Source organism: Mariniradius saccharolyticus AK6 (assembly GCF_000330725.2).
Lineage (GTDB): Bacteria > Bacteroidota > Bacteroidia > Cytophagales > Cyclobacteriaceae > Mariniradius > Mariniradius saccharolyticus.
Genome location: NZ_AMZY02000013.1, coordinates 144,898 through 169,103, shown reverse-complemented (window position 1 = coordinate 169,103; position 24,206 = coordinate 144,898). Strand labels below are relative to the sequence as shown.

The window sequence follows — 24,206 nt, the reverse complement described above, 5'->3', positions numbered from 1 at the left end:
AGGTACGCCTGCCTAAATCGCGGAAAAGGTAGGATGTTTTGAAACTAAGCGCAATAAGAATCTTTAAATTTATTTGCAATACGACTGAAGGTATTTTGTCGTCTGTTCGTTGCCCAGCTTAAGCGCCTCCCTCCAATCAGCACATGCTGCGTTGCGATTGTTTGTTTTGTAAAAGCAAAACCCCCTATTGGTAAGCACGTCTGCATTGTCTGGACTCAGTTTCAACGCATAGTCATAATCCGGAATTGCCTTCGCATGTTGGTTGGATTTCAAGAAGCAGTTGCCGCGGTTAAAATGATAAGCCCAAACAAGCGGAAAATCCTCCCCATTTTTCTTGGAAAACGCTATGGCATCAGAATATGCCTCTATCGCCTCAGGCAATCTATTGGCCTTTTGAAGGATATTTCCAAGGTAATAAGCCATCTCGTCATCCTCCTCAAATATCGTCAGGCCCACCCTTAGCGTCTCAACCACAGCATTTGTTTTGTTGGGTAAATTGCTGCCGGCACGGTAAAGATTCAAATAGGCTGAATGAAATGAGGGATCCTGCTCGATTACTGTCACCAATACCTTGTAGGCGGTAGCATAATTGCCATCGCTGATCATGGTGATTGCTGCATTGTTCACTTCGATGGAATTAGCCCTGGTTTCGCCCTCCACATCAAAGATTTTCTGCGAAAACGACTGGGCGTAAACAAAGAAGAAAAAGAGGCAGGAGAAGATCAATTTCATAAACGACTGTTTTCTCCAAACTAAAGCACCCAAAACGAAAAAACCAATGATTACTCGAGCATTTTTTTTCCTTCATTCTCAGGTAATTCCTCTACTTCTCTCAACTTCCTTTGTATCGCCCGTGTACGTGTACCGACCAGTTCATCCAAATCATGGTGGGCTTCTGAGATTTTCTTTTGGGCTTTGCTGATCAAATCCCCAAACTTGGAAAACTCCATCTTCACTGCTCCCAAGATTCGCCAAACCTCACCGGATCGTTGCTGGATTGCCAAAGTACGGAAGCCCATCTGCAGGCTATTCAGCATGGCAGCCAAGGTTGTCGGCCCTGTGACGATGATTTTGTATTCCCGTTGTAGAAAATGGGCAAGCTGTGGATCGCGCAGCACTTCGGCATAAAGGCTTTCCATCGGCAAAAACATCACCCCAAAATCTGTGGTGAACGGTGGTTTCAGATACTTTGAACTGATATCAAAGGCGGATTTACGAATGGCTTTGAAAAGCTCTATCCTCGCTGTTTCGATTGTGTTTTTGTCCCCAGATTCATAGGCGTCTAAAAGCCGGTAATAGGTTTCTTGGGGAAACTTGGCATCAATAGGCAGATAAACGGGACCGTCGTCCCCACTGCCGGGCATTTTGACGGCAAATTCAACCCGCTCCGCAGTTCCCGCATGCAGGTTTATATTGGTTGCAATCTGGTCCGGGGTGAGGATATTTTCCAATATCCCCTGCAACTGATATTCACCCAGCATGCCGCGGGTTTTGACATTGCTAAGGACACGCTTGAGGTCCCCTACTCCTGTCGCAAGATGCTGCATTTCTCCAAGTCCTTTCTGGACTTCAAGCAGCTGTTTGCTCACCAATTCGAAAGACTGGCCCAACCTGGCTTCCAAAGTCTTTTGGAGCTTTTCGTCCACGGTTTCCCGCATTTTTTCCAGTTTCTCCTCCGTAGAGGCCACCATACGCTCCTGCTTCCAGACCAATTCCTGAAACTTCTCCCGTTGCAAGGCATTGAATTCCTGTACGTTTTCACGAAAAAGGCGCCCAAAATCCTTCAGGACATCCGCTTGGTCTTTGGAACTTGCCCTTAAGGACTCAAACACCAACCCAAACTGCTGGATGAGTTGGGACTGCATCTCGATCCGATTGTTTTTGGCTTCTTTTTGAAGTGTTTCTCTGAGCTGCAGCAGCTCGGATTCGAATTTCTTCGTGTTACTTTTCTCTGGACCCAACTTTGCGATCAGCCAGATCTGACTGGCCAACAAAAGCAGAAGCATGGCCAAAATGGCCCATTCGATTGACATGGCTGTAGTACGTTTTGGGGGAAAGATAATCCCTATCCACACTAACGCCCAGAAAAGCCAAATATTCCGCGACAGTTTCAGTCGGTGATTCTTCCATGGGAACATGACCGACATGATCAAAAACCTTCAAAGTAGCGCGGGGTATGGCTTTCTCTAATCGCCTTCCATTGTCGAGGGATATCCACTTATCCTCTGCACCCCACATGATGAGCACGGGCATGTTGATTTTTGAGAAATCCAAATCATAGGGTTTTCTGCCGGTCAGGCGGTCTACCGTCGCCTGTCGATTGCCATCGCGGCGCATCAGTTCATAGTAACGCGTCAGCATTTCATCTGTGATCTCCCCATCATCCGCAAATACCTGCTTCAGGTTCATGCGAAACAGGAATTTCGGTGTGCACTTCAAGAGTAATTTATTAAAGACCGGATTCTGCGCAACCTTGAAAATCCAGGCTCCAGAGTTGTAGGATTTCACCCTAGCAGAATCCGTGGCCAGTGAAGGCGGTGCGCCGGCTGCATCCACCAGATTCAGCGTCAAAATGCGATCAGGAGCCTCGGAAGCCAGCCTTAATGCGACTGCTCCGCCCATACTATTGCCCGCCACATGGAATTTCTGGAGATTCAGTTGGTCCGCTATGTCCAGTACAAATCCTGCATAGTCTGTGATTCCGTAGCGTTTTTGAGTGTCCGGACCAGTAAGGCCATGTCCAGGTAAGTCCATCGATATCGTCATAAAATACCGACTCAATTCATCCTCCCAGGCTTCCCAAGTATGCAGCGAGGAAAAGGATCCATGTATCAAAAAAATAGGTTCACCCTCACCTTTTACCTTGAGATGGATGTTGATTCCGTCCACATTTAGAAAATGTGAATACTCATCGGTGTACTTGGGTACGAGTGATTCAAAGGACAAATCAGGGCGGTAACTCGCAACAAGGCCTACCACGAGGATCAGTAATAAAAATAGGAGTAATTTTGCGATTCTTAGAACCAATTTCTTCACGGCAGAGGGTTTCAGTTTTTAAATATATAAAAACCGTGAAAAGAAAGGGCGGGACCTCGCAGTAATTGAGTGATAGTTTGCGACGCTTTATGCCTAAATTCATTCAAAAAGAGGTAACTGAAACAAAATAAACGGGTTTCGCGCTGTCTAATAACTTGGCTCGCTTTTCCTAAAATCCGATAGATTTTTGCTACACAAAATAAAATCTACTATAGTTTTTATTCGAAATGTGACAAGAATCGGTTAATGGCGTTAATTTTGACAGCAAAGGGGAATTATACCGAATCAGTTTTCGATTCTTTTTGGGTCATTCAAACCAGTCTTACATGAAAAACAATCAGGAGAAACAGAAAAATATCTGCGCGCTTACGATGGCGAGAAACGATACTTTCTTCCTGACCAAATGGATCGATTACTATGGCGGTCAACTCGGCAAGGAAAACCTCTATGTGTATCTGGACGGCGAAGATCAGGTTGTTCCCGAAAATGCCGCAGGAGTGAATGTGACCAAGCGACCGCATAAACAAGAGGAAATGACAGTCGGAGACAGGACCCGCATCGGTTTCCTAAATCAGGAGGCCGCAAAACTGCTTCAGCGCTATGATTTGGTGATTGGATGCGATTGTGATGAGTTTCTGGTCGTAGATCCCAAGGTCGGCAGGTCGCTCCGCGCCTACTTGAGTGGTATCAAGGTACGCCCCTCGGTCTCGGGCTTGGGCTTGGACGTGGGTCAGAAAATCGGCGAAGAACCCACATTGGACCCAACTAAGCCTTTTCTTTCCCAAAGGAGCTATGCGCTTCTGGATTCCCAATACACCAAACCTGTGGTGATTTCCAAACCAGTGACTTGGGGTGCGGGTTTTCATCGAGTGAAAAACCACAACTACCGGATCGACAAAAACCTCTATCTGTTCCATTTTGGCTCGGTGGATATCAGCATTCTGGAAAATAAAATGAAAGACTCCGAACGGTTGAAAGCGGGCTGGACGAAGCATATGCTCCAAAGACGGAGGGCGATCGATCTAGCTGGGAAGAAAAAAGCGAAGCCAGGTGACACCTATCTTCCGATTGCCCATATGCTACAGACCATTATCAGGCATCCCTTTGCCTGGTTTAGGCCCTACATGTACTTTTGGAAGCTTATAGTCCATATTCCAGAACGTTTCAAAAATTCCGTATGAAAAGCATCTGTGTTATTACCATGGCCCGCCATGACAACTTTTTCCTTGAAAAATGGATCAAGTACTACGGGCATCAGATCGGAGAGGAACATCTGTACATCTACCTGGATGGAAAGGACCAAGACCCGCCCAAGCATTCGGGCAAAGCCAACATCATCTTTTGTGATAAAATACCGGGGCCAATCGGCTCTGCGGAACCCGGGCGCTTGGCATTTTTGTCCAAGAAAGCCGCCCACCATCTGCAGCAATATGACATCGTCATCGGCTGTGATGCCGATGAGTTTTTGGTGGTCGAACCCAATTTGGGCAAGACACTTGGCGAATACCTCGGCAACCTGAAAATCCGTACCACCGTCTCAGGTGTCGGCTTGGACGTCGGTCAACGCGAAGGCGAAGAAGGGCAATACGACCCCAGTAAAGGCTTTTTGGAACAAAGAAGCTACGCGATGATCGCCCCGGACTACACCAAGCCCTGCGTTATCACCAAGCCCGTGACCTGGGGTGTAGGATTTCACCGCATCCGCGGACACAATTACCATATCGACAAGAATCTCTACATGTTCCATTTCGGCTGCTTCGATGCCAAAATGATCGCTGATCGCTTCAAGGATAAGGACCGCCTCTCCATGGGTTGGGAAAAGCATCTCAACATGCGTCGGAGAACCATCGAAGCCGTATCAAAGCACGAGGCGAAAGACGGCAATGTGTGGCTGCCTAGGGCACAGTTTATCCAAAAATGGTTCAGACCGCCGTACAAATGGAACCGACCTTCAATGCTCAACATGGAGATCATCATCAGAATCCCCGAACGGTTCAGAAATTGTATTTGATTCCAAGCCAGTCGCCCTTTGTCCAAAAAACCAACATCCATGAAAATATTTTTTATCATCAAAGGGCTCAACTACTCGGGGGGAACCGAACGCGTGACTGCGATATTTTCGAAGGCCTTGATTGACCGGGGGCACCAGGTCCAGATCGTCAGTATTGTCGGCAAGGGTGAAAATCCATTTTTTGCGTTTGACAAAAAGGTGATTCGCCACTATCTGGAGGGGCCAAAGTCAAGCGGATTACCGATCGTCAGGGATATCCGAAGGGTCCGGCTGATGAAGAACCTGTTTGCAAAGGAAAAACCAGATATCATCATCATCGTCGATGCGGGCCGCTCATTCGTCAATATCCCAGCTACCCGGGGATTTACGACCATTACTTGGGAGCACTTCAATGTCAATACCAATTGGCACCTGATGCATTCACTCTCCAGAAAAATCGCTGTCAAACATTCCGATATGATCGTGACCTTGACACAGGGCGACGTGGAAGCATATCAAAAGAAATTTGGTGCCAAAAAAGTGATCTCCATCCCCAATCCCATCACGGTAGATGTTTCCGAGAAAACACCGATGAAAGAAAATCGGGTTTTGGCTGTCGGGCGGATTGTAGATCAGAAAGGTTTCGATTTGTTGGTAAAAGCCTGGCATATCGCACATCCAAAGGCTCCCGATTGGAAACTTCGGATTGTGGGGGCGGGAAAGCTCCAGCAGGATTTGGAAAAATTGATACAGTCCTTGGGGGTTTCCGAAAGCGTGGAAATCCTCCCTCCCACCAGGGATGTCGTTTCCCAGTACAAGCAGGCTTCGATTTTTGCACTTTCCTCCAGGCACGAGGGCCTTCCCTTGGTGTTGATTGAGGCGATGGCAATGGGTCTACCGGCTGTGAGCTTCGATTGCGAGACAGGGCCGAGGGATATCGTGATTGACGGAGAGACCGGGATTTTGGTACCGCCCCAGGACATCGACAAGATGGCAGCGGGACTTGTTGACCTGATGACCAATACCGAAAAACGTAAAAAATTCTCCCAAAAAGCCATCGAAGCTTCCGCAAAATTCGGGATCGAGGCCATTGTGGACCAGTGGGAAGCACTCTTCAAACAGCTGAAATCATGAAAGTAAGCGTCCTGATGCCAACCTATAACCATGCCGCGACGATTGGGCAGGCGATCGATAGTTTTTTGATACAGCAAACGGACTTCCCTTGCGAATTGCTCATATCGGACGACGCTTCATCGGATGATACGGCATCCATTGCAAAAACCTATGCGGAAAAACATCCGGACCGTATCCGCCTTTTTGTAAAGCCAAGCAATGAAGGCTTGATGAAAAATTACAAAAGCCTGTTGGAAAAGGCACAAGGACAATACCTGGCAATCTTGGAGAGCGATGATTATTGGACGGATGAAAGGAAATTGGTAAAACAGGTGGAATTTCTGGACCTGCATCCGGATTTTGGGCTATCCTTTACCCGTTGGCAACGCCTCAGGGACGGAGAGTTCCAATTAAGTGGGGACGAGACACCCATATTGGAAAGCCATAACCACCAACTTTACGCATACCTGCTGCTGCGCAATATCATTTTCTCGCCCACAGTTTGTTTCCGTAAAGCCCTTTTTGATAAGTATTGTTCGATAGCGGATTACGTCGACTTGAAGTTCGCCACTTTTGACTACCCTGTTTGGCTTTCGATCGCAAAACATGCCAAAATCCACTATTTGGCTGACAATACGGCCGTTTACCGTGTTTCGTCCACTTCCATCAGCAACTCCGGAGACCTGGACAAAAGGTTGGGCTTCGAATATGAAACGGCCCGCATTCGGCGCTACATCATCCAAAAGTATGGGAGTGGAAGCCTCAAAATCTCCCAAATCTCCAAACGGGAGAAAATCGTGCGTGCACGGATTTGCTTCCGCAGCGGCAATTTTGGAAGGGGCATATTGGAGATTTTCAGGTAGTCTTCGGACGTCATGTAGCGGAGGGCGAAAAGAAAAAAATATAGACCTCTCTTTCGTCGAGGTGACAAAATAGGTATAATTTCTACCCGAACTTGATGTCGTGGAAGGCCCGTTCGTGCCGATTTCTCGCAAACATTAAACCCATTTGCCATAGCTAATCTCCATTGGAAACTTTTGCGGCAGCAGGATTGTGTTTTTTCTATATTTTTTCAGGATGAAAAATTATGCCATTTGGATTGCGGCATGGCTGATGCTGGCCTGTGCGAGCACAAAGCAAGCGGACAAAATAAACTTGAATGACGTTCAGGTCGCGCAGAAGTTGATTGGCTTAGAATTTTCCGAAGCCAAGATCGATACGATGTTGGGCTATTTGGAGGAAAACCTGCAGGGCTACAAGCAAATGCGCACTTTTGAATTGTCCTACGACACAGAGCCCGCATTGTATTTTGAGCCGTTTCCGATTGGCTTTGAATTTCCCAAGGAAACGCCCATTCACCAATGGGAGATTCCCGACAACGTTGACTTGCCCGAAAATCCTGAGACCATTGCCTTTCTGCCGATTTTGGAATTGGCTTCACTGATCAAAAACAAGAAATTGACCTCAGTTCAATTGACGGAAATCTATCTCTCCCGCATCAAAAAGCATGATTCCCAACTGCTTTCCTTCATCACCGTTACCGAAGAACTGGCCTTGGAACAGGCAAAAAAAGCCGACGAGGAGATTGCAGCCGGGAATTACAGAGGGCCGCTGCATGGGATTCCCTACGGCGTGAAGGACCTCGCCGCCGTGCCCGGCTATCCAACGACCTGGGGCTCGGCTCCCTACAAAGACCAATACCTCGACCAAACCGCCACTGTGGTGAAAAAGTTAGAGGATGCGGGAGCAGTTTTGTTGGGAAAACTGGTATCTGGAGCCCTCGCGCGCGGCGACGTGTGGTTTGGCGGCAAAACCAAAAATCCATGGGACCTCAGTCAAGGAGCCACAGGTTCCTCGGCAGGTTCAGGTTCGGCAACGGCGGCAGGCTTGGTGGCATTTTCAATTGGGACGGAAACACTTGGATCTATCGTATCCCCTTCCCATCGCTGCGGTGTCACGGGACTCAGACCGACCTTTGGGGCGGTGAGTCGGTATGGATTTATGACCTTGGCCTGGTCTATGGACAAGGTTGGACCCATAGGACGATCAGCGCAAGATTGTGCCGTCGTGTATGATTTCATCCGGGGCCAGGACCACTTGGAGAAAACCGTCAAGACTACCGGTTTTTCCTATACAAATCCAAGCGATATCAACACGCTGAAGGTGGGCTATTTCCAGAAATTGTTTGAGACCGACTCGGGAAAAGTCATGCCGCAATTTGCTTCGACATTGGAAGAGTTTCGGCAACTGGGCATTGAACTTCAACCTGTGAACCTGCCGGATTCATTTCCTTTTGAGGTTTTTGATATCATCTTACGGGCAGAGGCCGGAGCATTTTTTGATGAACTTGTGAGAACTGGCCGGGTGGACCAGATGGTCGAGCAGCACCGGGGCTCCCGGGCAAACTCCCTGAGACAGTCACGGTTTATCCCTGCTGTGGAGTATATCCAAGCCAACCGGCACAGGACCCGCTTGATTGAGGAATTTTCCAAGGCCATTGCCGGATTTGACGTGGTGCTCTCCCCCACCTTTGGCGGCAACCAAATGATGATTACCAACTTGACCGGGCATCCCGCCTTAGCCATGCCAACCGGATTCGACGAGCGGGGACGGCCAAAAGGAATCACGCTGCTGGCCAACTACTTTGACGAAGCCAAAATCCTGCAACTCGCTGAAGCGTATCAGGCAAGCTACTTCCACCATGGAAAGGTGCCGACTGGTGTGAAAGGGCAGTAGCAGGAGGCGTTGGCAGTAGGCGGGCTCAGTTGGATCACCCCCTCATCCCCTTGTAGGCATTGATCAGCCCATTGGTAGAGGCATCGTGGCTACTGACAGGCGATGCGTCCTTGAGTTCGGGAAGAATGGCATTGGCAAGGACCTTACCGAGTTCCACGCCCCATTGGTCAAAGCTGTAGATATTCCAAAGGACTCCTTGGACAAAAATCTTGTGCTCATACATCGCAATCAAGGCACCCAGTGTATAGGGAGTAATCTGTTTTATGAGAATTGAGTTGGTCGGGCGATTGCCTTCAAATACCCGATGTGGCGCAATTTGGTCGATTTCCGAGGTGGATTTGCCCGCTTTAGCCATTTCCGATTTGACTTCCTCGAGCGACTTTCCGTTCATCAGCGCCTCCGTTTGGGCGAAGAAATTGGATAGCAACTTGACATGGTGGTCACCCACGGGGTTATGGGAAATTGCCGGCGCGATAAAATCACAAGGAATAAGGTGGGTACCTTGGTGGATCAGTTGGTAAAAGGCATGCTGTCCATTGGTACCTGGTTCGCCCCAAATGATCGGTCCTGTTGTATAATTGACCTTCTCCCCTGTTCGGCTGATGTACTTCCCGTTGGATTCCATGTTTCCCTGTTGAAAATACGCGGCGAAGCGGTGCAAATACTGGTCATAGGGCAAAATAGCCTCGGAGGTAGCTCCAAGGAAATTGCAGTTCCAAATCCCGATCAGGGCGAGGACCACGGGAATGTTATTTTCAAAGGGCTCATGGCGAAAATGCAGGTCCATCGCATGCGCCCCCGTGAGCAAGGCCTCAAAATTGTCAAAGCCGATCGCACAAGCTATTGGCAGACCGATCGCAGACCAGAGTGAATACCTTCCGCCTACCCAGTCCCAAAACGCAAACATGTTTTTGGTATCGATCCCAAACTCCGCCACAGCTTTCGCATTGGTTGAAAGCGCCACAAAATGCTTTGCTACCGCCGCGCCGTCTTTGGCTTTTTCCAGAAACCAACTCCTCGCCGTATGGGCGTTGGTCATGGTTTCTTGGGTAGTGAAAGTTTTGGAAGCAATAAAAAACAAAGTTGTCTCAGGGTCTACCCTTTTCAGCGTTTCCGCCATGTGGGTACCGTCCACGTTGGATACGAAAAACACCTCCAGATTGGGATTTTGGTACGGTTTCAAAGCTTCGGTGACCATCACTGGGCCAAGGTCCGAACCTCCAATCCCAATATTCACCAAGGACTTGATGGGCTTGCCCGTGTATCCAAGCCAATCCCCTTGGGAAACTTGGTCGGCGAAGGCCTTCATCTGCGCCAATACGGCATTGACCTCTGGCATCACGTCCTTTCCTTCCGCAAAAACCGGCTTGTTGGAGCGGTTTCTCAAGGCTGTGTGTAGGACAGCCCTTCCCTCGGTCCCGTTGATTTTCTCACCCCTGAACATCGCCTCGATGGCGGATTTCAAGTCCAGTTCCACTGCCAAATCCAAAAGCGCCTGCATGGTTTCGTCATCCAACCTGTTTTTGGAAAAATCAACCAAGACGTCTTCCCATTTGATCGAAAATTTATCAAACCGTGAAGGGTCTGAGAAGAGGGTTTTGATTTGCTGGTTCTTCTTGGTTTCCGAAAAATTGGCAAGACGCTGCCAAGCTTGGGTTGTGGTGGGATTCTGGGATTTCATGGCAATAGGTTTAGAACTTGGCACAAAAATAGAAGATAATATCCGCGGATGAAACCGATTTCGGGAACATCAAGGTGTTTAGTGAGAAAATAATCTTTGGTTGATAAAAACTATTCGATTATTTTCACAACCAATTTTAGTACGATTACGATTAAAGAGTAAATTTCAATCTCCTTCAAACCATGACTCGCAAGTTGCTTTTCACCCTTTTGGGCCTCGTTGTCTGTATGAATCTATCAGCAAACGACAGGGCAAAAATCCCATTAAACAGACATTTCGTGCCGCTTCAGAAGTCCCAACACGATATGGCTTTTATGAAAGTTGTCAATCCAATCGCAGACGGAAAGCAGGTGGAGCGGATTTATGATCTCGACAACAAACTCGTTCGGATTGTCACGAAGTATTTTGAAAACGGTAAGAATCCGACAAAAACCGTTTGGGAAGACGTGGACACAAGCGGACAGGTTTATAAAATCAAAGAAAGGAAAAACAGCGAGAACAATTACACGATTTACTACCTCCAAAACGGAAAAGTCATCGCTGAATACTACGGAAATGAACAGGAAGTAATTTTTGGAAAGAAAGTGGTCAATGAGGAAAAGGTCGTTACCTCCACGAATATTTTTGAGCCAGGATTCAAAAAATCAGTAGTCGATTACCAAGAATTTATAAGGCAAAATCTCCAATACCCCGTCGAAGCGAGGAAAAAAAGACAACAAGGCACGGTTGAATTGGCATTGGAAATCAAAGGTGATGGCTCTATCGGCCGAATCGAAGTCGTGAACGCAGCAGATGTTTATCCTCTGTTACAAGAAGAAGCCATCCGGGTGCTTTCCTTGTATGGCGACGGATTCCGCGGAGCGGTGGATATAGAGGGAAATCCTGTCACCAAATGGATGTATCTCCCGATACATTTCAAGCTGGGCTGAGTTTTTTGGACCGAATACATGAGCCTGGGAACGGAAAAGCCAACGAGACTATCGTGCGGAATCTCTTTATTCTTTTGACTGGTTCAAAAAAAGTTGAACCTGAAAAGTCGAACTATTTCGTAGGAAGGACCTTCGTTTCCACTTCGCCAAAGCCCACGCGGACATCTCCCATCTGCGAAAAGCCTTTCATGATGACGGTATCGCCATCTTCGATAAACTTCCTCTCCACGCCATCTTCCAAAATAACTGGCTTGGTTCCCTTCCAGGACAACTCCAACATAGAACCGAAGCTGTCGTCAGTTGGGCCCGAGATGGTCCCCGAAGCCACCATGTCGCCGACATTGAGGTTGCAGCCGTTGACTGTATGATGGGCGAGTTGCTGGGCGATGTTCCAATACATGTACTTGAAATTGGAAGTGCACACTTTGGACGGCTTCATGCCCTCAGGCTGAATGTAGACTTCGAGCTGGATATCAAAAGCATGGTCCTTGGAAGTTTGCAAATAAGGAAGTACTTCAGGCGTTTGTTCGGGGCTTTTTTTCCGGAATGGTTCCAAAGCCTCCAAAGTCACAATCCAAGGAGAAATGCTTGAAGCGAAATTCTTCCCCAAAAAAGGCCCCAAGGGCACATATTCCCAAGCTTGAATATCCCGAGCGGACCAATCGTTGAACAAAACGAATCCAAAGATATAGTCCTCCGCTTCCGAGGTAGAGACGGTGTCGCCCATTTTGGTCGACTTCCCGACTACAAATGCCAACTCCAACTCAAAATCCAATCTTCGGCTAGGTCCGAACTCGGGACTCTCCATTCCTTGATCCTTGAATTGGCCTTTAGGCCGATGGATCGGAATTCCAGAAGGGATGATGGACGAAGCCCTCCCATGATATCCTACCGGAAGGTGCCTCCAATTGGGCAAAAGGGCATTTTCCGGATCACGAAACATCTTGCCTACATTGGTGGCATGCTCGATGCTGCTGTAGAAATCCGTGTAATCCCCCACTTTCACCGGCATCAGCATTTGGGCTTCCTTCATGGTAACCAATGCTTTGCCTCGGCATTGGTGGTCACGGAGTTTTCCATTTGTTTCCAACAACAAATCACGGACACGCTCCCTCACCCTCTTGGTTACAGGCTTTCCAAGTGCGATAAAGTCGTTTAAGTATTCCCGTAAAAAAATGTCGTTGGGAAGCTGGGTGATGTCCACAAAAAAGCCTTCGTCATGTAACACCGACAGATCGATGATCTTATCCCCAATAGCTATGCCTGCACGTGGCGTAAGACGTTTGGTTTGGAAAATCCCGAAGGGCAAATTGTAGATACTAAAATCGGAATCCTTATGCACCTGAACCCAACTGTTCAAGGCTTGAATGACGTTGGATGACATACTCAAAAATCTTTTTGGCTGGCCAAAGATAAATAATTGAGAGGAAGAAAAAACTTGAACAGCTTGGATCGGCCTTCAAATACCATTTGCCTCAAATGTTAGTGAACATTTTTAATTCTGAAATATGCGCAATGGGTTATTGACTATTCTGTTTTTTAAACTTTTTATGCAAGCGATTGAAGTTGTTCGATTTTTTTAGCAAATTACCTTCGCCATCTGAACCCAAAATATGTCTTTTCCATGCGTCTCACGAGGTATATCCTAATTCTTCCCATCTGCCTTCACTTGGCATGCAATTCCAACAATTCCTCTTCTGAGTTGGATTTGGGAAGCGATGAACAGCTCAGCTACAACTTTCATATCCGTCCCATACTTTCTGACAAGTGCTTTGCCTGTCATGGGCCTGATGCCAACAAAAGGGAAGCCGGGTTGCGATTGGACCTCGCCGATGCGGCATTTGCCGCCCTCAAGGAAAACCCTGGCAAATTCGCCATCGTGCCCAGTGATTTAGAAAAATCTGAAGTTTACCACCGCATCATTTCCCAAGACCCAAATACTCAAATGCCTCCCCCGGAGTCCAATCTGGCCTTGACGCAGGAAGAGATTGAGCTTATCAAACGATGGATCAAGGAAGGTGCTCAATATGAACCCCATTGGGCCTTTGTTCCTCCTAAAAAGGCCCCACTTCCAAAAGTGAAGGACGAAGATTGGCCAAAAAATGAAATCGACTATTTCACCTTGGCAAAGATGTCGCAAAAGGGACTTAAGCCGAATGAGACCGCGACCAAAGCTGAGTTGCTGAAACGCATCAGCTTGGATATCACAGGCCTTCCGCCCACGCCGGAAATGATGGCCCAGTTTGAAAAAGATGAAAGTCCCGATGCCTACATCAGAATGGTTGACCAACTGCTGGACAAACCGGCTTTTGGAGAAAAAATGGCCGTGCTCTGGATGGACATAGCCCGGTATTCGGATTCCTATGGTTATCAAGATGACAACGTGCGTACCCAGTGGCCATATCGTGACTGGGTCATCCATGCATTCAACAACAACCTTCCTTACGACCAGTTTTTGACTTGGCAGCTTGCCGGCGATATGCTGCCCAATGCGACTAAAGAGCAGATTTTGGCCACCGCTTTCAACCGAAACCACAAGTATACCGAAGAAGGTGGCGTGATTCCCGAGGAATACCGCATCGAGTATGTCCTTGACAAGACAAATACCTTTAGCAAAGGAATTTTGGGCATTACGATGGAATGCGCCCAATGCCATGATCATAAGTATGACCCGATTTCGCAACAAAACTATTTTGAGCTTTTCGCCTTTTTCAACAACACGCCGGAAAAAGGGTATGAAGGCGACGTATCCCAATCAAAACCCGCGAAGACACCGATTCTTTGGATCGAACGGAACGACATCGACCAATTGCTGACCTTCATCAATCATCCCGATACCAGCAAGTTGATGGTTTCGGTCATGGAAGAGTTGGACACGGTACGTACGACCTATATCCTGGCGAGGGGTGTCTATGACGCTCCCACAGTGCCAGTAAAGCCAAATACACCAGAAAGCATCCTCGATTTTGGGGAGAATTTTCCAAAAAACCGCCTCGGATTGGCCAAATGGACCACGGATGCCAAAAACCCACTGACCTCACGTGTATTTGTGAATTTGATGTGGCAGGAAATTTTTGGACAAGGTTTGGTCAAGTCCACCGGGGATTTTGGCATGCAGGGCGATCTGCCTTCGCATCCCGAACTCTTGGATTGGTTGGCAGTTGACTTCAGGGAAAATGGCTGGGACACCAAGCGGTTGATCAAAAAAATACTGACCTCAGCGACCTATATGCAGTCCTCCAAGGTGGACCAGAAGAAGCTTTCAATCGATCCTGACAACAAGTACCTCGCCAGGGCGCCCCGGCTTCGGCTGACCGCCGAGAACGTGAGGGACCTGATGCTCGCCAGTTCAGGGCTTTTGGTTCCAAAAATCGGTGGACCAAGCGTGAAACCCTATCAGCCCGCAGGACTTTGGGAAGCGGCGACTTCCGGCCGGGGTGAATTAAAGACCTATAAACAGGACAAGGGCGAGAAACTCTATCGCAGGGGTCTTTACACCTTTATTAAGCTTACCTCCCCTCCGCCGATGCCTATCATATTCGATGGCTCCAACAGGGACCAATGCGAGGTAAACAGAGGGCGTACCAATACGCCGCTGCAGGCTTTGGTCATGCTGAACGATCCGCTGATGATGGAAGCCGCGCGTGTGTTGGCGACCAAAATCCATAAAGAAAAACCGGATGCTGAAGCCGGGATAGAGGAGGCTTTCCAAAGAATCATGTGTCGAAAACCCTCCGCCAAGGAGCTGGATATTTTAGTGTCCTATTTTGAAGAGGAAAATGAGCGGTTTGTTAATGAACCGGAAAAAGCAAAAGACTTGATGCAGGTAGGCGAATATCCCCTGGATGAAAAGGAAATCCACGCTGAATCCGCGGCACTGATGCAGGTGATTATGACAATTTACAATTTGGAAGAAGCCATTACCAAGGTATAATATGGAAAAAGAACAGTTGGAACACGGGTTGAACCAAAACAGGAGGAAGTTTCTCTCGAAGCTGAGTTTGGGTGTGGGAAGTTTGGCTTTAGGTAGCCTTTTGATTCCCGATTTGTTCAAAAGGAAACAGGAAGAGGATGCCCTATTTTCGGCAATCCCACATTTTGCGCCAAAAGCGAAAAGGGTTATCTACCTTTTCCAAAATGGAGCTCCCTCCCAATTGGAAACATTTGACTACAAGCCCCTTCTCAATGAGCGCATGGGACAGGAACTTCCTGCCTCTATTCGCATGGGCCAAAGGCTAACGGGCATGACAGCGGGCCAGACTGCGTTCCCACTCGTGGGTTCCTATTACAAATTCAATCAGTACGGGGAATCCAGGGCATGGATTTCGGAGATCTTCCCCTACACCGCCAAGGTGGTGGATGACATCTGTATCATCAAGTCCATGCATACCGAAGCGATCAACCACGATCCCGCTTTGACGTTTTTCCAAACCGGAGCCCAAGTCGGCAACAGACCAAGCATGGGCGCTTGGTTGAGCTATGGTTTGGGTAGTGAAAACAACAACCTGCCGGCTTTCTGTGTGCTTCTGAGCCGTGGAAAGGGGAACGGGCAGGGCGTGTATTCCAAGCTTTGGACCAATGGGTTCTTGGATTCAGTGCACCAAGGTGTGCAATTTTCAGCCAGCGAAGATCCCGTCTTGTACCTCGGAGATCCTAAAGGCATGAGCCGTGAGGATCGTCGCAAGATGCTGGACAAGCTTTCAGAACTCAATTCCTTGAACTACGAATCCTATGGCGATCCCGAAATCCAAGCCAAAATCCAACAGTACGAAATGGCTTTCCGGATGCAGACGGCTGTGCCTGAAGTGACTGACATATCTTCGGAACCTGACAGCATCATCAAAATGTACGGACCTGATTGCTTGATTCCGGGTACGTATGCAGCCAATTGCCTTTTGGCTAGGAAACTATCCGAAAACGGTGTCCGCTTCGTCCAACTCTACCACCAAGGCTGGGACCAACACGGCAATCTGCCCAATGAGATGCGGGGACAGGCCAAGGATGTGGACCAAGCTTCAGCAGCATTGATTACGGATTTGAAACAAAGGGGACTTTTGGACGAGACCTTGGTCATTTGGGGTGGCGAGTTTGGTCGTACCAACTACTGCCAAGGCACCATCAAAGTGGACAACTACGGACGCGATCACCATCCACGCGCATTTTCGATTTGGATGGCGGGAGGTGGCGTGAAGCCAGGCATCGTCTATGGTGAGACCGACGAATTTGGCTACAACATCGTCGAGAACCCGGTCCATATCCATGATTTCCAAGCGACGATCCTCCATTTGATGGGTATCGATCATGAGAAAATGACCTATAAACATTTGGGTAGAAGGTACCGCTTGACTGACGTGCACGGACATGTGGTAAAAGATATTTTGGTTTAAAAGTATTTGATTTTATGACTGAAAACCAAAGGATTATACCCATTCTAGAAAACGTCCTTATCGTACTCCATGGCATTGTCCTGATCCTCACCATCGGCCAAAACTACATCAGCCTACCCGTTTTTTTGGAAGTGGTCGGAAGGATGCATCCCCTCCTGCTGCATTTTCCGATTGTACTCCTGTTTCTGACAGGATTGCTTTTCTGGTACCCAAACTGGTTGGGCATCCAAACCAAATCGGCGTTGCGTTTCCTCTTTTTGGCGAGCTTGGTCTTGACTGGACTCACGGTCTTGGCGGGGCTATTTCTCAGCGCAGAGGGCGGATATGAAGAAGACCTGCTCTTTCCCCACCAATGGACCGGTTTAGGGGTTTTTTGGACGGGCACGCTATGGTATTTCTTTTGGACAAAGAATAAAATCCAAGCGGCCAAGTTCAGTTCGCTGTTTGCCTTGGCCCTGGTGCTTGTCGCGGGGCATTTAGGGGCGAATATCACCCACGGTTCGGATTACCTTTTGGCACCGCTCGAAAAGTTGGAAGAAAAGCCCGAGGTGCCACTGGAAGAAGCATTGGCCTTTGACCATGTGATCAAACCGATTTTGGAACAAAAATGCATTTCCTGCCACGGCCCCAACAAGAAGAAAGGGGAGCTTAGGCTGGACGAAATGGAGTTTTTCCTCACGGGCGGGGAAACTGGACCGGCTTTGGACAACGCCAATTGGGAAAAATCCTTATTGCTACACCGCATATTCCTGCCCATGGAAGACGAAGAGCATATGCCACCCAAAGGCAAAATCCAATTGACCGAGCAGGAAATCGAACTGCTGCAGGCATGGGTCTTGGATTCTGCACGTTTTGACAAAAAAGTAAACCAGTATCCCCAAGAAAGCACCTTCTTCACCCTGGCCAAAGGTCTATTTGATGACAAAGACCGCAAAACCTATGACTTCCCCTTTGCCGATAAAGGCACTATAGCGAAGCTGAACAATGAATACCGGGTAATCCAGGCCATTTATCCGGATTCTCCCGGCTTACGGGTAAGTTTCTTTGGCAAGTCCCAATTCAATGCCAATTCCCTGGACGAACTCTCCAAAATCAAGGAGCAGGTCGTGGACCTCAACCTTCAAAACATGCCTTTGAAGGATGCTGATCTCGACAAATTGGCAAATTTCCCCAATCTGGAAACCCTCAATCTCAACTTTACGGGCATCAACGGTTCGGGACTCAGCAGCTTGACCAAGCTCGAACACCTTCAAGAGCTATCTCTCAGCGGCAACCCCCTCTCGGAGGATGCTGTCAGCCATCTGGGAAAGATGCAAAACCTGGCTGAACTTTATGTATGGAATACGCAATTACCGGCGAGCCAACTCACGACTTTGAGCGCTTCTTTGCCCGATACACGTGTCGAATCGGGATTCGAAGACGATGGCAGGCTTTACCAACTCAACGCGCCCGTCATTGAATCTGAAAAGACGATATTCCAGGACAAGGTGCAGGTGACGATGAAGCACCCGATCGGATCGGTGAAAGTATTCTACACACTGGACAATTCCACTCCCGACAGTTCCAATCATATCGTCTATGAAGGTCCGTTTTTCCTCGAAAAAAGCGCAAACCTCAAAGCCAGAGCATTTGCACAAGGCTGGCTGGGAAGTCCCGAACGACAGACTGTTTTCCTGAAATCAGGCATCCGTCCTGATAAAATGAACCTGACCTTTCCGCCAAATGAGCGGTACAAAGGCAAGGGGCCGGAGACGCTTTTTGATTTGGAAAAAGGGGATACAGAATTCACCTCCGGAAATTGGTTGGGCTTTAAAGACACACCGTTCGAAATCACGATGGAGTTCGACAAGCCAAAAGACATTGAAAACATTGCATTCAGCCTTTTTTCTGCGGAAGGTTCCTACATCTTCCCTCCTGCCAAAGTAGAGATTTGGATAGCAGATGCTGGCGGAAATTTTCAACTCCTGAGCTCGGAAAGTCCTGAGATGCCTACCCAAATCCGGGAAAGCCAACTCTTCCTCAAGGAATATCCGATCCAAAAAAGCCAGGTCCGGAAAATAAAGGCCAGGCTCTCCCCTATCAATCCCCTGCCCAAATGGCACCCCGGTGCAGGCCAAAGGGGTTGGGTATTCGTGGACGAAATCCTCATCAACTGATCATGGAAGCCTACAAGCAATACTGGGAGCAAATCAGCCAAAAAGTCGCTGCCCTGCCCCAACAATCTGAAAAAATCGAATTGGCTGCCAAGTGGGTAGCTGAGGCTTTGGGTCAAGGCGGATTCATCTACACCTCGGGGACAGGACATTCACATATTTTTGCCGAGGAGATATATTACCGTGCGGGAGGATTTGCCCGGGTCAGGCCGATCTTGGACGAGGCGCTGATGCTGCACAAGGACGCATCACGCAGCACAGAAATGGAGCGACTCAGCGGCTATGCGGAGCAGTTGCTGCAGGACTTTCCCATCGGGCCAAAGGACGTATTTATCATCTCTTCCAATTCAGGACGCAATACCGTCAGCATCGATATGGCCATGATCGCGAGGTCTGCAGGTGCCAAGGTCATCGTCATCACCAACCTCCAGCATAGCCAATCCGTGGCTTCAAGGCATCCCTCCGGCCTCAAACTTTATGAAGTAGCGGACGTGTTTTTTGACAACTTGGGCGAAATCGGCGATGCGGCAGTGTCCATTCCCGGATATCCCTACAAAGTCGGCCCTACTTCCACCATTATCGTGACGATGCTGCTGCAGGGCATCATGGTGCAAGCCGCAACACTCATGGTGAAGAATGGCCAAGATCCCGAGATTTTCAGCAGCTCCAACGCCGACGGTGCCGAAGCCTACAACGACGGCCTGATAGCGAAGTACAAGGGGGTGATTAGGGGGCTGTGAGGGAGGAGAAGCGAGAGGCGAGAAACGAGATGCGAGAAGCGAGATGCGAGATGCGAGAAGCGAGAGACTAGAACGGGAGGCGAGACACAAGAGGCAAGAGCCAAGAAACAAGAGCTGAGAAGCAAGAGGCAAGAAACAGGGAAATGGTGAGGAAGCTATCCTGCTTCCCCGGAAGCAGGATTTGTCACGATACTGCTTTCTCCAGTCAGTCAAAAGCTAGACTGGATTTAAAGGAAACACAGCCAAAGCGCTAATCACTGTACTTTTCTACCCAAATCCCCCCAAATACCTTTTTGCAGAAAAAACCAAAATCCAAGTTTTCATTTCTCAGCTTTTGATTGAAATCTATTATCTTAGGAGATATCGACAACGGGAAAACGCTTGGTGTTTTACTTTGAATTCGGGAAAGGACCAAGTTTTCTTCATGCATTGAGATTTTTCCAGGTAAGGCCTCTAGAAAAAAAGAAAATGATTAAATCGACAATAACCACACTGATTCTCTTTTTGATTGCAGGAGTTACTCTCGGGCAATCAGATTTATGTTTTGAGAATAGTACAGATGCATATTGGCCGATTAAAGTAGGTAAAAAGATCATTTACTCCTCTCCTAAAGAATCTTACACTTCATACTTAAATGGTGACAGTCTACAAGTCGGTGACAAGTATTTTCTTAAGGAAATCAAGGAGTATGCTGGTGGCAAAACGACAACAAGCTACTGGAGAGAAGAAAATGGCGTTGTCTATTTCTATGATTTTGAAAAGAAGGCGGAATCGGTTGAACTGATAAATAATCTCATGCCGGGTACAACTTGGGAAAAATACGACAAGACCTGGAAATACACAATTATCGATACCGCTAGCTCTTTCTCTACACCATTTTGTGAGTTTAAAGACTTGTTGCAAGTAAAAGCCGAACCTCAAAATGAGAACAAAAGTATTGTACAATCCTATTATGATCTGTTTTACAAACGAGGAGTTGGCATGGTCGGAATGAATGTGAATGGAGAGCCATACCTATATGCCAAACCCAATAAGGAAGTAAACGAAAGAGGTTTTATCGCCTATGGATGCGAGAATCTCAACACCAATGAAGAACGACAAAAATGTACCTATTCGAAAATTGCAGAGTTTTTTAGCGGGGAATACAAAGCCCCAAAAAAGAAGGACTTCAAGTCCGGCAGGATCGTACTTAACGTTTTCATTGGAAAAGACGGAAAAGTTGAGGACATCAAAGTAATTGAGACTATCGAAGGTGCAAAGGAGCAAGAAGAAGAGGCCATTAGAGTGTTTAGAAAACTTCCAAAAATGATTCCGGCGCAAGTTGACGATGGGCAACCAATCAGGAGTTCATTCAAGTTTCCCATTAAATTCTGAAGAAATTCAAAGCCTTGACAAAACACTTATTGCAACAAGGCAAACTGGGTTTGAATCATGAATTATGTAATTCTCCTGTAAAGGGGTCGATTTGGGGTTTATGTGAAAAAACGAGTATTCGATCTCGATATGGACAAACGTGTTGCAAACTATGGGAACATCGCATTGAATCAGGAAGACAAAAAACTATAGACACAATTTTTATCTTGATTTATCAAATGAAACAATCTTAGTTTTTACATTTGGCTGAAATAGTGCTTAGACCAAGTCAAATCCAGTAGATGAATTTTCTTTCCAGATTTTTCAAAAAAAACAGATTTTTAATCATCAGTAGCTTGATTGTAATCGGCTGGTTTGGGATCAATGAAGCGAACAAACTACCGGTAGAATCGCAAGTCTACTTACCCCTCGTCTACACAGTCCAGGGTCGTTTTGTTGGCCTAGACTCCACAGCAAAATCGATCACTGTTTTGGCGGAAAACCCGACGAAAGGGGACACTGTAAAGCTAAAATTTGATAAAGTCGGTACATACCTTTTCCAAAAAAACCGGAAAATCATGCAGGTCGGGGAGCCGATTTGGTTTGATGTAAGGAAAATTGACCAGGAGGCTTATAACGCGATATCCCGATTCAAGCAAACTTTTATGATCTATTCCTTAGTACGCTCGGAGGATGGGGTTTTCAGCATCGATGATTACATGGTAGAAACAAAAAAGCGTGCTGGCATTACGAATCCGCTCGATCGATACAAATTACTGATTTGGATTCTGCTGGCCATCGTCGTCATCGATGTGATCCAAAAAAATCGGGAACAGATCGTGGAAAAAATAGAATCATTTGCTGGAAAGGTCGACACGATTTTGGATCCATATCGCGATCATCCCGAAGACATCAAGGAGTCAATTGAAAAACTGAAGTATCTGGATTTCAACGGAAAAATCAGACCGATTTCTGACTATTTCGAAGCAAGAGAGATTATCACGCTTCGCGATTACAATATCCGTCGGTCCAATCTAGGGAATATCATGGGGTCGATTTTTCCCATGATCATGATCACGATTTTAATAACCGTCTACATTGACGAAATGGATATGTACCTTTGGCTTAGCCTTTTGTCGGGTCTAGTAATCTCTTTGGCTTTACTAGTTGGACAGACACTTACGCGTGAAATTACTTTGACTGTAAATTCGCAGGGAATAAAAACACCTTATAAAAACATTTTTAAGTGGGATGAGATCGACCATATTTTTCACCACCACCACGATGGTATTGATGAATTACTGCTCAAGAAAAAAGGGGAAAGTTATCCGGAAGTAATCCGCATCAATAACCTTGAGTTCCCTCCGAAAAAGATCTGCCGCATCATCGAAGCATTGCGTAGGGAATATGCAAGAACTATCTCCTCCAGCAAAACACGCACAGTGGATCATTGAAATTGGCTTCGGCGGACGCCTAGAACTGAATATAAAAATTTGAGCAAGGATATCTTTGGGATTACTGTAACCCTGCTTCCCCGGAAGCAGGATTTGTCCCGATACTGCTTTCTCCAGTCAGTCAAAAGCTAGACTGGTCTTAAGGGAAACACAGCCAAAGCGCTAATCACTGTACTTTTCTACCCAAATCCCCCAAATACATTTTTGCGGAAAAAACCCAAAATCCAAGTTTTCAATTTTCAGCTTTTGATTGAAATCTATTATCTTAGGAGAGTATAGAAAACGATATAAACCTTCGCCTATCCACCCAAATTCAAGACCAAAAGCGAAAGTTTGTTTCGTGTATATACAAGTTACTGGCAACCCTAATTATGACTGCAACTAAACTGACATCTTTACAAAAAAAATGAAGAAAAAACTTTTAACACATAATATCTCTCTTGACACATCCTTCTTTGAACAGAACAACTTTCTTATTGGTGCTAAAATCAACGAGCTTGCAGAATTATGTAAAAAAGGAATAGCTAATATTTTTATAACGGACATTACTTATAGAGAAACAATAGCAAGGTTTCGAAAAAACCTTGTTGCCTCAGAAGAAAAAACCAAAAAACCAAAAGAACAATTAGCAACAAATGCACGTGTCCTTCGGAATTTTCCTGAAATGAAAGGATACTTTGAGTTGCCAAAAATTGACATTGAAGCTCTGCATTTAAAATTTAAAACCGATTTCGACAATTGGTTAAAGGAAAATAAAGCTGTAATAATTCCGACAGAACATATAACAATCAAAGAGATATTTGACGCCTACTTTAATAATAGACACCCTTTCAAAGAAGGTGAAAAAAAACACGAATTCCCGGACGCATTTACTTTAAAAGCACTTGTAGAATATTTTTCTTCTAAAAAGCAAACATCCTATCTTCTTTCATCAGACAATGACATGCTTAGTTATAGTAGTAAAATACTTATTCCAACAGAAGACTCATCATTACTATATGACTTAATAATTAGAACAACTAATGAAGAAATATCTGAAAGAGCAATTGAGCTTTTGGAAGATGAATTTAGAAATTCAAAAGCGTTTTTAGAGAAAGAGACAAAAGAAATGATTATGAGAGCCATTGAAGACGAAATCGGTTCTACTTATCAAATTGACGAACTTGAAATAGATTCGGTTCAACAAATAGACATAAGCGACATTGACTTAAATTCATTTTCAATAGTATCACTAAATACAACAGACAAGACAGCAAAACTTGAATGTAGTATAACATTTTCATTTGAAGTTTCATTTTCTGCCGATGATTACTCTGAAGCGTGGTATGACAAAGAAGACGACAAACATCATTTTGTTGAATCTAAGACATTCAGCATTGAAGACACTTACGACATTCCGGTAACAATTAATGCTCATTTTGACACTGACGAGGAATTTGCTGAATTAGAAATTGAAGACATTAACTATGGCAAAAAATTAGACGTTATGGATAGTTTCAATCCCAGAAAACACTACTATTGAAATATTTATGAAACAAAGAATAGACATAAGTAAGCAAACAGAAAGAAGGGCAGCCAGTAACACGGGTTTTGCGTCAGGCGGGGTGACGTGCAAACTTGGTGCTTTGTGCTTC

General features: G+C 46.5%; 18 protein-coding genes. 13 read left to right on the top strand and 5 right to left on the bottom strand.

Annotated elements, in window-relative coordinates; translation table 11 throughout:
* Positions 1–69 precede the first annotated feature (69 nt).
* Genes C943_RS13675 through C943_RS13665 form a run of 3 tightly spaced genes read right to left on the bottom strand, consistent with a single transcriptional unit; the run spans position 70 to position 3,036 of the window.
* Positions 70–732: a tetratricopeptide repeat protein gene (locus C943_RS13675; RefSeq protein ID WP_008628831.1), complete on the bottom strand. Its 663-nt coding sequence runs from the start codon at positions 730–732 to the stop codon at positions 70–72.
* Between the two features lie 50 nt (positions 733–782).
* Positions 783–2,033 carry a DNA recombination protein RmuC gene (locus C943_RS13670; protein WP_040480687.1) on the bottom strand — a complete coding sequence of 417 codons (1,251 nt, stop codon included), beginning with the start codon at positions 2,031–2,033 and terminating at the stop codon, positions 783–785.
* Positions 1,942–3,036 carry an alpha/beta fold hydrolase gene (locus C943_RS13665; protein WP_008628829.1) on the bottom strand — a complete coding sequence of 365 codons (1,095 nt, stop codon included), beginning with the start codon at positions 3,034–3,036 and terminating at the stop codon, positions 1,942–1,944. The genes C943_RS13670 and C943_RS13665 overlap by 92 nt, the downstream gene beginning before the upstream one ends.
* Before the next feature lie 326 nt (positions 3,037–3,362).
* Here C943_RS13665 and C943_RS13660 point away from each other — a divergent pair, with 326 nt between their 5' ends.
* The 5 genes from C943_RS13660 (at position 3,363) to C943_RS13640 (ending at position 8,875) form a co-directional block, all read left to right on the top strand.
* On the top strand, positions 3,363–4,217 hold the full coding sequence (locus C943_RS13660) for a glycosyltransferase family 2 protein (protein ID WP_008628828.1): 855 nt from the start codon (positions 3,363–3,365) through the stop codon (positions 4,215–4,217).
* Positions 4,214–5,047, top strand: coding sequence for a glycosyltransferase family 2 protein (locus C943_RS13655; protein WP_008628827.1), 834 nt, complete (start codon positions 4,214–4,216; stop codon positions 5,045–5,047). The genes C943_RS13660 and C943_RS13655 overlap by 4 nt, the downstream gene beginning before the upstream one ends.
* A gap of 39 nt (positions 5,048–5,086) precedes the next feature.
* Positions 5,087–6,160, top strand: a complete 1,074-nt coding sequence (locus C943_RS13650) for a glycosyltransferase family 4 protein (RefSeq protein WP_008628826.1) — start codon at positions 5,087–5,089, stop codon at positions 6,158–6,160.
* Positions 6,157–7,002: a glycosyltransferase family 2 protein gene (locus tag C943_RS13645; protein WP_008628824.1), complete on the top strand. Its 846-nt coding sequence runs from the start codon at positions 6,157–6,159 to the stop codon at positions 7,000–7,002. Before C943_RS13650 ends, C943_RS13645 begins: the two co-directional genes overlap by 4 nt.
* A 214-nt stretch (positions 7,003–7,216) precedes the next feature.
* The gene (locus C943_RS13640; RefSeq protein ID WP_040480685.1) at positions 7,217–8,875 is read left to right on the top strand and encodes an amidase; all 1,659 of its coding nucleotides are present in this window, start codon (positions 7,217–7,219) and stop codon (positions 8,873–8,875) included.
* Positions 8,876–8,909: 34 nt separating this feature from the next.
* Here the strand turns inward: C943_RS13640 and pgi are convergent, their stop codons facing one another.
* The gene (pgi, locus tag C943_RS13635) at positions 8,910–10,556 is read right to left on the bottom strand and encodes a glucose-6-phosphate isomerase (protein ID WP_008628820.1); all 1,647 of its coding nucleotides are present in this window, start codon (positions 10,554–10,556) and stop codon (positions 8,910–8,912) included.
* 182 nt (positions 10,557–10,738) lie between these two features.
* Between pgi and C943_RS13630 the strand changes: the two genes are divergently transcribed.
* Positions 10,739–11,485 carry an energy transducer TonB gene (locus tag C943_RS13630; RefSeq protein WP_040480683.1) on the top strand — a complete coding sequence of 249 codons (747 nt, stop codon included), beginning with the start codon at positions 10,739–10,741 and terminating at the stop codon, positions 11,483–11,485.
* 112 nt (positions 11,486–11,597) lie between these two features.
* On the opposite strand, the gene fahA is transcribed toward C943_RS13630, so the two are convergent.
* The gene (gene fahA, locus C943_RS13625) at positions 11,598–12,869 is read right to left on the bottom strand and encodes a fumarylacetoacetase (protein WP_008628816.1); all 1,272 of its coding nucleotides are present in this window, start codon (positions 12,867–12,869) and stop codon (positions 11,598–11,600) included.
* Between the two features lie 240 nt (positions 12,870–13,109).
* On the opposite strand from fahA, the gene C943_RS13620 reads away from it, so the two are divergent.
* The 7 genes from C943_RS13620 to C943_RS13585 all read left to right on the top strand — a co-directional run bounded on the left by C943_RS13620 (position 13,110) and on the right by C943_RS13585 (position 24,094).
* A complete protein-coding gene (locus tag C943_RS13620; RefSeq protein ID WP_040480681.1) occupies positions 13,110–15,419 on the top strand; it encodes a PSD1 and planctomycete cytochrome C domain-containing protein in 2,310 nt (769 codons plus the stop codon).
* A gap of 1 nt (position 15,420) precedes the next feature.
* The gene (locus C943_RS13615; RefSeq protein WP_008628812.1) at positions 15,421–16,872 is read left to right on the top strand and encodes a DUF1501 domain-containing protein; all 1,452 of its coding nucleotides are present in this window, start codon (positions 15,421–15,423) and stop codon (positions 16,870–16,872) included.
* A gap of 14 nt (positions 16,873–16,886) precedes the next feature.
* Entirely contained in the window at positions 16,887–19,028 is a 2,142-nt protein-coding gene (locus tag C943_RS13610) for a c-type cytochrome domain-containing protein (protein WP_008628811.1), read from the top strand.
* Positions 19,029–19,030: 2 nt separating this feature from the next.
* A complete protein-coding gene (locus C943_RS13605) occupies positions 19,031–19,765 on the top strand; it encodes a sugar isomerase domain-containing protein (protein WP_008628809.1) in 735 nt (244 codons plus the stop codon).
* A gap of 468 nt (positions 19,766–20,233) precedes the next feature.
* Complete coding sequence (locus C943_RS13595; protein ID WP_008628807.1) at positions 20,234–21,139, top strand: TonB family protein; 906 nt, start codon at positions 20,234–20,236, stop codon at positions 21,137–21,139.
* 281 nt (positions 21,140–21,420) lie between these two features.
* The gene (locus C943_RS13590) at positions 21,421–22,572 is read left to right on the top strand and encodes a hypothetical protein (protein ID WP_008628806.1); all 1,152 of its coding nucleotides are present in this window, start codon (positions 21,421–21,423) and stop codon (positions 22,570–22,572) included.
* Between the two features lie 406 nt (positions 22,573–22,978).
* Entirely contained in the window at positions 22,979–24,094 is a 1,116-nt protein-coding gene (locus C943_RS13585) for a PIN domain-containing protein (RefSeq protein ID WP_008628805.1), read from the top strand.
* Positions 24,095–24,206: the final 112 nt, after the last annotated feature.